Here is an 11,912-nt window from a genome sequence, read left to right on the forward strand (position 1 = left end):
CGGGCGCCGCCCGGCCATGCTGGTCGACAAAGAGCCGGAATGCTCGCGAATCGGGCGCTGATGCCGATGCGTGACCAGGTCTCTGCGAGCAGGCCGCCGTGGGTCGAGGTACGTGTCAGAGCTGTTGCATCATCTTGCGCACGCCTGCTACATGGCGGCGGCTGACAATCAGCGCATCACCATTAAGCCCCCTGAGAAACAGCTGGAAATGGCCCAGCGGGGTGCGCTGCAAGCGTTCGATGCGTTCTCGTGCCACCAATGCATTGCGGTGAATACGCACGAACCGGTCACCGAACTCGTCTTCCAGCGCCTTGAGAGGCTCGTCGAGCAATACCTCGCCACCGTCGTGACGCAGGGTGACGTACTTGTGGTCGGCAATGAAAAAGATCACCTGATCCAGCGGGATCAGCTCGATACCTTTTCGCGTCCTGGCACTGATGTGGCTGCGTGGGCCGTTGCCACTTTCGGCAGCGGGCCGCGTCATGGCGGCCAGCTGGACCCGATTGGGGCGCTCGGCCTTCTTCAGTGCTTCGATCAGGTTTTCCGACCTGACCGGTTTCACCAGATAGCCCACGGCGCTGACCTGAAAGGCGTCGAGCGCAAATTCATCGTGCGCCGTGCAGAAGACCACCGCGGGTGGAGCTTCGCGCTCGCACAGTTTGGCAGCCACTTGCAGGCCGTCGATACCCGGCATGCGGATATCCAGCAGCACGACATCGGGCTTCAGATTTTCAATCAGCGCCAAAGCCTCTTCACCATTGGCGGCGCTAGGTTCAAGTACCCGGTAACCCTCGATTTCGCTGACCAATCGGCTCAGTCGCTCGCGGGCCAGGGGTTCGTCATCAACGATCAGGACATTCATATAGCTCTGGCTTCCTGCGTGAGTCTCGCACAAGGATAGCGTAGACAGGTGTAGTGACGACCGTCACGGCGCTCCACGCTCAGACTGGCGTGCGGGCCAAAAAGTGCCGTAAGACGAGCACCTATATTCAGCAAGGCCTGTTGCGTTCCGTGGGAAGTCTGCCGTGTGGCAACTTCGTCAAAGGGATTGCTGACGCACAACATGAGCTCTCCCCCTCTATAGTCAGCTTCGACCCGGACCACGCCCCCTTCCACCCGCGGGGCAATACCGTAGATCAACGCGTTTTCCAGCAATGGCTGCAAGGTTAGCTGGGGAATCGGCAAGTCATCGGGAATTGTGTTCACCCTCCAGTCCAACTGTAGACGCTCGCCGAGACGATATTGCTCAATCGATAAATATCGTTTCGCCAAAGCCAGTTCTTCGCGCCATGTCACCAGGCTGCCGGGCTTGGCCAGGCTGGCGCGAAAAAGGTCGGAGAGGTCCAGTACGGCCTGTTCGGCCTTGGCCGGATTGCTGGCGACCAGGCTGGCAATGCTGTTGAGCGTGTTGAACAGAAAATGCGGCCGGATGCGCGCCTGCAGCGATTCGATCCGTGCGCGCAGCTCGCCTTGTTGTTGCTTGCGCCACTGACTTTGCAGGTAAAAATAACGCAGCATCAGCGCCGACATGATCAGCGCGATCAATGCGTATCGCAGGTAACGCTCGACCATGCCGTCTACCGAGATTCGTCCGGTGAGCTGGCAGATGTCGGTTACCGCCGTACACAACAGGGTCAGTGCGACCACCAGCAGGCAGCTCAACACGCCGGCCAGTCCCGCCGGCAGACGCGCCAGCCAGGGACGAAGGCCGCACAACAAGGCAGCCGACAGCAGTACGATCCACTGCACGAACAGCGACATCAGTGCCAGGCGCACCCAGTTGAATCCGCTGCGCATCGGCTCGACCAGCACCAGCACTAACACCAGCAGCTCGGCCAATACCACGAGCACCAGCAATGCCTGCGGCAGGCACAGCTCGGGGAGGAAGAAGTCTTTGCCGGGCGCGGGGCTGGCAGTCGGGTTCGCAGGGTTTTTTCGCATGCAGCCAGTCTCGTCCCAAGCCTGGCCAGCGGCAAGCCGTCCGGGGATAAAAAAACGACAACCCTGTTATCATCGCACTCGCCCTTGTGCCACGTTTTCGGGCACGCCACTTTCCAGCAGAGCAACGAGCGAAACCATGAGCACCGACAAGACCAACCAGTCCTGGGGCGGCCGCTTCAGTGAACCCGTCGACGCCTTCGTCGCGCGCTTCACCGCCTCCGTCACCTTCGATCAACGCCTGTACCGCCACGACATCATGGGCTCCATCGCCCACGCCACGATGCTGGCCAAGGTCGGCGTGCTGACCGATGCCGAGCGCGACACCATCATCGATGGCCTGAACACCATTCAGGGCGAGATCGAGGCCGGCCAGTTCGAATGGCGCGTCGATCTGGAAGATGTGCACATGAACATCGAGGCGCGCCTGACCGACCGCATCGGCGTCACCGGCAAGAAACTGCACACCGGCCGTAGCCGTAACGATCAGGTCGCGACCGATATCCGCTTGTGGCTGCGTGACGAAATCGACCTCATCCTGGGCGAGATCAACCGCCTGCAACAAGGGCTGCTGGGCCTGGCCGAGCGCGAAGCCGACACCATCATGCCGGGTTTCACTCACCTGCAGACCGCACAGCCGGTGACCTTCGGACACCACATGCTGGCCTGGTTCGAAATGCTCAGCCGCGACCATGAACGCCTGGTCGATTGCCGCAAGCGTCTGAACCGCATGCCTCTGGGCAGCGCGGCACTGGCCGGCACCACCTATCCGATCGACCGTGAGCTGACCTGCAAGCTGCTGGGCTTCGACGCTGTGGGTGGCAACTCGCTGGACGGCGTTTCTGATCGCGATTTCGCCATCGAATTCTGCTCGGCTGCTTCGGTTGCGATGATGCACCTGTCGCGTTTCTCTGAAGAGCTGGTGTTGTGGACCAGTGCCCAGTTCCAGTTCATCGACCTGCCGGATCGCTTCTGCACCGGCAGCTCGATCATGCCGCAAAAGAAAAACCCGGACGTTCCCGAGCTGGTTCGCGGCAAGAGCGGCCGTGTGTTCGGTGCATTGATGGGGTTGCTGACCTTGATGAAGGGCCAGCCGCTGGCCTACAACAAGGACAATCAGGAAGACAAGGAGCCGCTGTTCGACGCGGCCGACACCCTGCGCGATTCACTGCGTGCCTTCGCCGACATGGTTCCGGCCATCAAGCCCAGACACGCGATCATGCGCGAAGCGGCGCTGCGCGGTTTCTCCACCGCTACCGATCTTGCCGATTACCTGGTGCGCCGTGGCCTGCCGTTCCGCGACTGCCATGAGATCGTTGGTCATGCCGTGAAGTACGGTGTGGAAACCGGCAAGGACCTGGCGGAAATGAGCCTGGAAGAGCTGCGTAAATTCAGCGATCAGATCGAGCAGGATGTCTTTGCCGTGCTGACCCTAGAAGGTTCGGTGAATGCCCGTAATCACATCGGCGGCACCGCACCGGAACAGGTCCGCGCCGCAGTGGTGCGTGGTCAGGCGATGCTCGCAGCACGCTGAGTGCCTGGCTTGTAGGAGCGACCTTGGTCGCGAAGACTTTGGTACAGACGACGCATGTTCTGCGGCTGCACCGGGCTCTTCGCGAGCAAGCTCGCTCCTGCAGGTGGTGTCGGCCTTTTCGCGAGCAGGTGCCGGATCACCCCGCCGTTTGGGCTACGGCCTGAACACGCGCCATGAATCTGGGCCAGTCCGCTTCGCGGCCGGCTGCCACCTTCTGCACGTTCGGATTCGCAGCCAGGCGCTCAAGCAATGCTCGTGCTCCCGGTACGTCCCCCAGTAAATCCAGGCCGAACATTTCCTCGCCTACACGTTGTGCAAGGTCCACGGTGTACAGGAAGTAAATATCCGCCAGCGTAAAATGCTCACCCGTCACATAGGGTGTGAAACATGCGCGCTGAGCCAAGGCAGCGAAGCCCTTGATCAAATCCCGGCGGGCCTTGGCCTTGAGATCCGGTGGCGTCGGACGCCCACCGAAGATGACCTCGACGTAGCACGAACGAGCCGGCAGCTCGATGTACAGCTCGATTTCCTTGGCGATGGTCCACATCTGCGCGCGTGCGAACGGCTCGGCAGGCACGAGCGGTCGGGCGTTTGAAGTCTCTTCGATATAGCGCAGGATCACGTCGGTTTCGCTGATGAAGCCTTCCGGCGTTCCCAGCACGGGCACCTTGCCTCGTGCACTGATTGCCAGCGTTTCGGGGTTCTGGCAGCCATGCAAAGGCACTACCTCGAACGGCAGTTGCTTCTCCAGCAGTGCAAGCTGGACCATGTTGAAATAGTTGCTCGCCGCGAATCCATAAAGTTTCAGCATCGGTGGCCTCCATGAGCCTTGGCGCGATGGTTTGGGGGCGGGAGACTTTATCGGTTTATTCATTAAAGTCAGATACTTAGAGGGCACTCCATGGGCATTTCAGACCGCTCCTACATTGCCAGGCGATTTCGGCGACAGGATTGCGGTTAAAATGCGTGCCTTATCTGAGGAATCATCATGACCGACGTAATCGACAACGACGAAGAAGAGTTCGCCGCCTCGACCTTGATCCAGGCCATCGAAAACCAGATCGAAGCCGACAACCCGCCTGCCGCCAAGGCCACCTTCAACAAGCTGACCCTGGTCGGCTACGAGCGTGAAGACATCCTGGAATTGATGGCCCATGTGCTTGCGTTCGAGATCGATGCAATGCTCGAGACGGATCGTCCCTTCGATACCCAGTGGTATGAAACGGCCCTGCGAGCCCTGCCCGAGCTGCCGCCCGAAAAATAGTCGTTTGCCGGCAGAGATATCCGGCAAGGGATAAAGACGGTGTCTACACTCCAGAAGCCCCCTGCCAACGCTTTGTCGGGGCTTTCGCGCCATGCCGGCTTTAGCGGCCTCCGGATGCCGACGAGCATCGCATCTGCTCGTCGACCTCAGGCACTTCCGTCAGCCTGTGGCGTATATCTAGAAAAGTCTGGAGCACCTATGTCGTATACCTCTGAGCTGGTTGCCGAACTGGAAATCCTTGCACTGTTCAACCTGGCCAATACCCAGGAAGGCCTGAAAGTCCACCATGTGGCGGCACCTTCGGCCATTGCCGCGGCACAAAGACTGTTTGAAAAAGGCCTGACCACCCAGGTCGATGGTGGTTACCTGACCAGCCTTGGGCTGGAGGCGGCCGAGCATGCGCAATCCCTGCTGACCATTCTGGACGTATCCCGAGAAGCCGCCTGACGTCGTGGGGCCTGCACAAAAAACTGTGACGGCCCCTTCATTTCCGGGATGATGGGTCGATATAAAAAATTGGCGCCAGAATAATAACCCGACTGAACATGCATCCTCTCGGCTGTAACTTCTTCGCCATCTTGCTCACTACTTCAATGCCTGCGCGGCCAGATGCAATGAGTTGCGATGACGCATAACCTCGAAATTCGCCCGGACCTGGATGAGGGCATCGACCGCAAGGTGCTCAGCCAGCTTCGTAATCGCTTCCTGACTCTCAATGACGGGCGGTACGCGCGCGCCATGGAGGGACTGTCGACACGCCAGCAGTCGGTCATGACGCTGCTGCCGCTGTTCTTCCACGTCAACCACCCGTTACTGCCCGGCTATGTGTCCAGCAGCACGCCGGCCGGCGTCTCGCACTACGAACCCGATGCCCTGGCCCTGGCCGAAGCCCAGCGCCTGACGCGCTCGTTTTCCTACAAGGTGCGCCACGGCAATCCGCCGCAACCCATTCATGGCCTGTTTCTCATGGGCAGCCTGGGCACTTTGGCGCAGGCCGATCAAAGCGACATGGACGTCTGGGTGTGCCACGACTCCAGCCTGCCGGCCGAAGCCATCGCCGAACTGCGCAGAAAGTGCCAGGCACTGGAAGCCTGGGCGGCGACCATGGGCGCCGAGGCGCATTTCTTCCTGATCGACCCCCAGCGTTTCAAGGCGGGAGATCGGGACACTCAGCTCAGCTCCGACGATTGCGGGACGACCCAGCACTATCTGCTGCTGGACGAGTTCTATCGCACCGCCATCTGGCTCGCCGGGCGCACGCCGATGTGGTGGCTGGTGCCGGTGTACGAGGAAGAGAGTTACGAGGACTACACCCATACGCTGCTGTCCAAGCGTTTCATCCGCGCTGACGAGGTACTCGACCTCGGCCCGATGGCGCAGATCCCGCCCGGCGAATTCGTCGGCGCCGGGTTGTGGCAACTGTTCAAGGGCATCGAGTCCCCTTACAAGTCGGTGCTCAAACTGCTGTTGATCGAGGTGTATTCCAGCGAATACCCCAGCGTTCAGTGCCTGAGCATGCGCTTCAAGCAGGCGGTGTTTGCCAATCGACTGGATCTGGATGAGCTGGACCCCTACATGGTGGTGTACCGGCGCATCGAAGAGCACTTGCAGGCCCGTGGCGAGAGCGAGCGGCTGGAGCTGGTGCGCCGCAGCCTGTACCTGAAAGTCAATCGCAAGCTGACCGGCCCGACTCGCCAGCGCAGCAACAGCTGGCAGCGCCGGTTGCTGGAGCGCCTGACCGGCGAGTGGGGCTGGGACGAACGCCAGCTCGCCTTGCTCGATAGCCGAAGCCAGTGGAAAGTCCGCCAGGTTGCCCATGAGCGCCGCTCGCTGGTCAATGAACTGAATTTCAGCTACCGCTTCCTCACCCTGTTCGCCCGGCTGCAGAACATCGAAAGCTCGATCGACAGCCGTGACATGACGGTGCTCGGGCGTCGGCTGTATGCCGCTTTCGAACGCAAGGCGGGCAAGGTCGAGTTCATCAACCCCGGCATCGCGCCGGACCTGGCCGAAGACACCCTGACGCTGGTCCAGTCTCCGAACAAGCGCGAGCCAGGCAAAAACCAATGGGCGCTCTACAACGGCAACCTCAACGTGCATGAATGGATCGACTTTTCGCCGATCAAGCGCAGCCGCGAGTTGCTGGAACTGCTCACCTGGTGCCACCGCAACAACGTCATCGACACCACGACCCGGCTGGCGCTGCACCCCGGTACCAGCGATCTGAGCGAGTTCGAACTGTTCAACCTGCTCGGCGCCCTGCAACAGGCCATCGCGCTGCCGTTGCCCGAAGTGAGTGACGAGGTGTTGCTCAAGGCCAGTGTGCCGAAGGAAATCCTGCTGCTGGTCAACGTCGGTGTAGACCCGCTGCGACATCACCGCGACCTGAACATCCTGATGACCACCGAGCGTACCGATTCGCTCAGCTACGCCGGGGTTCGTGAAAACCTGGTGCTGACGCTGGACCAGATTACGCTCAACAGCTGGAACGAAACCCTGGTCAGTCGCTTCGACGGCCCGCATGCCCTGCTCGACTGCATCAGTGAACTGCTCGGCAGCCTGGGCGACAGTCAGGCGCATGTCCGGGTGCGTTGCTTCTGCCACAACCGCGCCTCGGCCATCGCCCAGCGAGTGGATGAACTGGTCAGCACCGCGCGGCTGTTGCATGCCCGGCGACTGAATCATCGATACCTGATTCAGGTCCAGCAGCAGTACCACGTGCTGGAGATGAACCCCGAGCAGGTCACGCACGTGGTGGTCAACAGCCTGGGCGGACTGTTCACTTATCTGGGCGAAGAGCGGCCGCGCTACAGCCCGCTGCACCTGGACCCGCAAGCGCTGGACGACCATGATCTGGCGCTGATCCTGCCATTCGGGCAGCCGGAGTGCATCCAGGTGTTCTACCGTCTGAACGAGGCGGAAGCGGATCTCTACGTGCTCGACGAGCACAACTCGCTGTGGCACCAGCGCTTGCCGTATCACGACGAACACAGCCTGTTGATGCCGCTGCAGCGCTTTCTTCATTCGCTGGTGTATCGCCGGGGTGCGTCATTGCCGCTGGATAACCCGGCCGAACCGGTGTCGCTGGAAACCCTTTATTACCAGGTATTGCCGTCCGGAGCCGGACGCGCCCGGCGTGTCGAGTCACGTACGCCGCCGACCGCTGCCCATAAGCCGTTCTATGACGTCCAGGCCATCATCGAAGAGACATCTCCGGGCCAGATGAGCGTAACGCTCTACTGCGACAACAGTGAGTATTCCGAACTGGAGTTCGGTGATCAGCTCTACGCGGAAGTTGCCCGCCAGATCCTCGCCAAACGCCGGGAAACCCGGCGGTATCGCTGCTACATCACCGATCTGGACTTGTCCGGCCTGCTCAACGAAGGTCATGGGCAGAGCATCCTGTTCCTGCGCCATAAGGCTGAGCTGGAACAGCTGCTCAATGACGCGATGGATGATGTCGGCGCTAACCCCTAGGACCGAGCTTGCTCGCGATCTGGCGCGAAGCGGCAGCAGAGATGAGTGCGAGATGACTCAGGCCACCGCGCTCCTACGCAAACACCAGGCCGACAAGGCTTATTGGTACTCCCCCGCCGCCTCCGGCTGGTACTCGACGGCCAACAGAGTCAGCTTGAGGGTCTTGCCGCCCGGCGCGGGCCAGTCGATGTGCTGGCCGACCTGCAAGCCCAGCAGCGCCGAACCAATCGGAGCCAGGACTGAAACCGTGCCTTCGACGCCTGCGTCCTGCGGGTAGACCAGCTTGAGGTGGTAGTCCTTGCCGCTGCTTTCTTCACGGCAGTGCACACGCGAATTCATGGTCACCAGGCCCGCAGGCACCTCGTCGTGGCCGACCACTTGATCGGCGCGATCCAGTTCGGCCTGCAGCGCCTTTACGCCGGGACTGTTCTCATCCTGGCTGTCGATCAGGCGCTCCAGACGCTGAACGTCGAGCCGGGTGAGGATGATGGGAGGGACGGTGTTCATGACTAAGGCAAACTCCTGTTCTGCGCGTTATAAAAGCAAAACCCCGCCAGCGTGGGCGGGGTTTTGATTGGCCTCTCTTTCAAGAAAAGCAGGTTCTGACACTAACACAGGGCAATAAATACACAACCCGACGGGACGTTACCCGGCCACTTGGGCGTGTTGCCTGCGCAGGTCTGCCTGGATGCGAATCTGGCGTCTGCGGTCATCGTCGGCCGAACGCCATTCGCGGATGTCTTCCACGTGGCGGAAGCAGCCGAGACAGACCTTTTGCTCATCGAGACGGCACAGGCTGACGCACGGCGACGGCACCGCCGGGCTGACGTTGCTGAACAGCGGCTTGGGCGGGCGCGGAGAAACAGGAGGTTGAGACACGATCAGATCTCGTCGAAGTCCAGCTCGACGCCGGCTTGCTCGTGGGTAAAGCGGGTCAGCATTTCGCTCAACAGCTCGTCACTGGAGTCGCAGGCCCAGCGGCCGTGCTCTTCGTCATAGTCGAAGTGAAAACCGCCCGAGCGCGCGGCCAGCCAGAGCTGACGCAGAGGCTCCTGACGGCTGAAGATCAGCTGCGTGCCGTTTTCGAATTTAACGGTCAGAACGCCAGCCGAGTTTTCAATGTCCAGGTCCAGGTCACTTTCGTCGAAAATGTCCTCCAGCGCCTGCTGGGTGGCATCGACCAGGTCGTGAAAGCGGGCTTCGGTCAAACTCATTGCGGGAACCTCGAAAAATGTCTGCGGATGACGCCGTGACGCAAGATACGGACGCCGCATGCCAAATGCAAAGCTTACCCGCCGAGCGCAGCGCGGGGGGTGCCAATAATCCGAAGTAAAGCGGCAAATCCCGGGATATCGCGTCAAAGCCCCGCCGGACGGGCGGGACACCACATAGGCAATCCCGCAGGTGGCCGGTATACTCGGGCGCAATTAATGCTTTTACAAAGGATTTCGCCATGAAGCGCCTGATCTCTTCGCTTGCTGCGCTCGTCGCGGTTGCTTGCCTGGTTACTGCCTGTGGTCAAAAAGGCCCGCTGTACCTGCCTGATGACACCAAGTCTTCCGACGAACAAGCCAAATCGCACTCGCACAAGCATCTTTAAGGGAATCCCATGGACGCCTTCAACTACCGCGACGGCGAGCTGTTCGCGGAGGGAGTGGCATTGTCTGCCATTGCCGAGCGCTTCGGCACGCCAACCTATGTCTACTCCCGCGCTCATATCGAAGCGCAATATCGGGCCTATGCCGATGCGCTGAGCGGCATGCCGCATCTGGTCTGCTTTGCGGTAAAAGCCAACTCCAACCTGGGCGTGCTCAATGTCCTCGCGCGTCTGGGTGCCGGTTTCGACATCGTGTCGAGGGGCGAGCTGGAACGCGTTCTGGCGGCTGGCGGCAAGGCGGACAAGATCGTGTTCTCCGGCGTCGGCAAGACCCGCGATGACATGCGCCGCGCCCTGGAAGTCGGCGTCCACTGCTTCAACGTCGAGTCCACCGACGAGCTGGAGCGCCTGCAGGTCGTGGCGGCCGAACTCAACGTTCGCGCGCCGATCTCGCTGCGGGTCAACCCGGACGTCGATGCCGGCACCCACCCGTATATCTCGACGGGCCTGAAGGAAAACAAATTCGGCATTGCCATTGCCGATGCAGAAGATGTCTACATCCGCGCTTCGCAGCTGCCCAACCTGGAAGTGATCGGGGTCGATTGCCACATCGGCTCGCAGCTGACCACGCTGGAACCCTTTATCGATGCGCTGGATCGTTTGCTGGATCTGGTGGACCGCCTCGGCGATTGCGGCATCCATCTGCACCACATCGATCTGGGTGGCGGTCTGGGTGTGCGCTATCGCGATGAAGAGCCTCCGCTGGCCGCCGACTACATCAAGGCTGTCCGTGAGCGTCTCGAAGGCCGCGATCTGGGCCTGGTGTTCGAGCCGGGCCGCTTTATCGTCGCCAATGCCGGCGTTCTGCTGACCCAGGTCGAGTACCTCAAGCACACTGAACACAAGGACTTCGCCATCGTCGACGCAGCGATGAACGACCTGATCCGCCCGGCGCTGTATCAAGCCTGGATGGACGTGACCGCCGTGCGCCCCCGTGATGCCGAGCCCCGCGCCTACGACATCGTCGGCCCGATCTGCGAGACCGGCGATTTCCTCGCCAAGGGCCGCGAACTGGCCCTGGCCGAAGGCGATCTGCTGGCCGTGCATTCGGCGGGCGCCTATGGTTTTGTCATGAGCTCGAACTACAACACCCGTGGCCGCGCCGCTGAAGTACTGGTCGACGGTTCCCAGGCTTTCGAAGTGCGTCGTCGCGAAACCGTGGCCGAGTTGTTCGCCGGCGAAAGCCTGCTGCCGGAGTAAACCCATGCTGCTGCGTTTTACCAAGATGCACGGGCTGGGTAACGACTTCATGGTCCTGGACCTGGTGAGTCAGCACGCGCATATCTTGCCCAAGCACGCCAAACAGTGGGGCGACAGGCACACCGGAGTCGGTTTCGATCAGCTGCTGCTGGTCGAGGCGCCTAGCAATCCGGATGTGGACTTTCGCTACCGGATCTTCAATTCCGACGGCTCCGAGGTCGAGCAGTGCGGCAACGGCGCGCGCTGCTTCGCCCGCTTCGTGCTGGATAAGCGCCTGACCGCCAAGCGCCAGATCCGCGTGGAAACCAAAGGCGGCATCATCGAACTGGACATCCGCAACGATGGCCAGATCAGCGTCGACATGGGGCCGCCACGCCTGGTGCCGAGCGAGATCCCGTTCGAAGCGCCTGAGCAGGCGCTCAGCTACAACCTCGAGGTCGACGGCCAGAACGTCGAACTGGCCGCCGTTTCGATGGGCAACCCCCATGCCGTCCTGCGGGTGGACGACATCAATGCGGCCCCGGTGCATCAATTGGGGCCGAAGATCGAACACCACCCGCGCTTTCCGGCGCGGGTCAATGTGGGCTTTCTTCATGTGGTGGACCGCCAGCGCGCACAGCTGCGTGTCTGGGAACGCGGCGCCGGGGAAACCCAGGCCTGCGGCACCGGTGCCTGTGCGGCGGCGGTCGCGGCCATCAGCCAGGGCTGGATGGACTCACCGCTGCTGATCGACCTGCCCGGCGGACGCCTGTCCATCGAATGGGCAGGCCCGGGCCATCCGGTCATGATGACCGGCCCGGCCGTTCGGGTTTACGAAGGCCAAGTTCGTCTATGAGTGAGCA

General features: G+C 61.2%; 13 protein-coding genes. 7 read left to right on the top strand and 6 right to left on the bottom strand.

What is annotated here, in order from left to right:
* Positions 1 to 115: 115 nt before the first annotated feature.
* Together EGJ27_RS04865 and EGJ27_RS04870 are read right to left on the bottom strand one after the other, a co-directional pair.
* The gene (locus tag EGJ27_RS04865; RefSeq protein WP_125829601.1) at positions 116 to 862 is read right to left on the bottom strand and encodes a LytTR family DNA-binding domain-containing protein; all 747 of its coding nucleotides are present in this window, start codon (positions 860 to 862) and stop codon (positions 116 to 118) included.
* Positions 859 to 1,941: a sensor histidine kinase gene (locus EGJ27_RS04870; RefSeq protein WP_125829602.1), complete on the bottom strand. Its 1,083-nt coding sequence runs from the start codon at positions 1,939 to 1,941 to the stop codon at positions 859 to 861. Before EGJ27_RS04870 ends, EGJ27_RS04865 begins: the two co-directional genes overlap by 4 nt.
* Positions 1,942 to 2,077: 136 nt before the next feature.
* On the opposite strand from EGJ27_RS04870, the gene argH reads away from it, so the two are divergent.
* Positions 2,078 to 3,472, top strand: coding sequence for an argininosuccinate lyase (gene argH, locus EGJ27_RS04875; RefSeq protein ID WP_125829603.1), 1,395 nt, complete (start codon positions 2,078 to 2,080; stop codon positions 3,470 to 3,472).
* A gap of 136 nt (positions 3,473 to 3,608) precedes the next feature.
* Here argH and EGJ27_RS04880 read toward each other — a convergent pair whose 3' ends face one another.
* A complete protein-coding gene (locus tag EGJ27_RS04880) occupies positions 3,609 to 4,283 on the bottom strand; it encodes a glutathione S-transferase family protein (RefSeq protein WP_125829604.1) in 675 nt (224 codons plus the stop codon).
* Between the two features lie 177 nt (positions 4,284 to 4,460).
* Here EGJ27_RS04880 and EGJ27_RS04885 point away from each other — a divergent pair, with 177 nt between their 5' ends.
* From EGJ27_RS04885 to EGJ27_RS04895, 3 genes are all read left to right on the top strand, one after another.
* Entirely contained in the window at positions 4,461 to 4,736 is a 276-nt protein-coding gene (locus tag EGJ27_RS04885) for a hypothetical protein (protein ID WP_125829605.1), read from the top strand.
* Positions 4,737 to 4,934: 198 nt separating this feature from the next.
* Positions 4,935 to 5,183 carry a TIGR02647 family protein gene (locus EGJ27_RS04890; RefSeq protein WP_125829606.1) on the top strand — a complete coding sequence of 83 codons (249 nt, stop codon included), beginning with the start codon at positions 4,935 to 4,937 and terminating at the stop codon, positions 5,181 to 5,183.
* 177 nt (positions 5,184 to 5,360) lie between these two features.
* Positions 5,361 to 8,213: a class I adenylate cyclase gene (locus tag EGJ27_RS04895; RefSeq protein WP_125829607.1), complete on the top strand. Its 2,853-nt coding sequence runs from the start codon at positions 5,361 to 5,363 to the stop codon at positions 8,211 to 8,213.
* A gap of 99 nt (positions 8,214 to 8,312) precedes the next feature.
* Here the strand turns inward: EGJ27_RS04895 and rnk are convergent, their stop codons facing one another.
* The 3 genes from rnk to cyaY form a co-directional block, all read right to left on the bottom strand.
* Positions 8,313 to 8,720 (bottom strand): nucleoside diphosphate kinase regulator, encoded by a 408-nt coding sequence (rnk, locus tag EGJ27_RS04900; protein ID WP_125829608.1) that lies wholly within the window; start codon positions 8,718 to 8,720, stop codon positions 8,313 to 8,315.
* A gap of 138 nt (positions 8,721 to 8,858) precedes the next feature.
* Positions 8,859 to 9,092, bottom strand: a complete 234-nt coding sequence (locus EGJ27_RS04905; RefSeq protein WP_125829609.1) for a DUF1289 domain-containing protein — start codon at positions 9,090 to 9,092, stop codon at positions 8,859 to 8,861.
* Positions 9,093 to 9,094: 2 nt separating this feature from the next.
* Positions 9,095 to 9,427, bottom strand: coding sequence for an iron donor protein CyaY (gene cyaY, locus EGJ27_RS04910; RefSeq protein WP_125829610.1), 333 nt, complete (start codon positions 9,425 to 9,427; stop codon positions 9,095 to 9,097).
* A gap of 239 nt (positions 9,428 to 9,666) precedes the next feature.
* On the opposite strand from cyaY, the gene EGJ27_RS04915 reads away from it, so the two are divergent.
* Genes EGJ27_RS04915 through dapF form a run of 3 tightly spaced genes read left to right on the top strand, consistent with a single transcriptional unit; the run spans position 9,667 to position 11,905 of the window.
* A complete protein-coding gene (locus tag EGJ27_RS04915; protein ID WP_125829611.1) occupies positions 9,667 to 9,813 on the top strand; it encodes a lipoprotein in 147 nt (48 codons plus the stop codon).
* Positions 9,814 to 9,822: 9 nt separating this feature from the next.
* Positions 9,823 to 11,070, top strand: a complete 1,248-nt coding sequence (lysA, locus tag EGJ27_RS04920; RefSeq protein ID WP_125829612.1) for a diaminopimelate decarboxylase — start codon at positions 9,823 to 9,825, stop codon at positions 11,068 to 11,070.
* A gap of 4 nt (positions 11,071 to 11,074) precedes the next feature.
* On the top strand, positions 11,075 to 11,905 hold the full coding sequence (gene dapF / locus EGJ27_RS04925; RefSeq protein ID WP_125829613.1) for a diaminopimelate epimerase: 831 nt from the start codon (positions 11,075 to 11,077) through the stop codon (positions 11,903 to 11,905).
* Positions 11,906 to 11,912 lie beyond the last annotated feature (7 nt).

Source organism: Pseudomonas sp. v388, assembly GCF_003935425.1.
Classification (GTDB): domain Bacteria; phylum Pseudomonadota; class Gammaproteobacteria; order Pseudomonadales; family Pseudomonadaceae; genus Aquipseudomonas.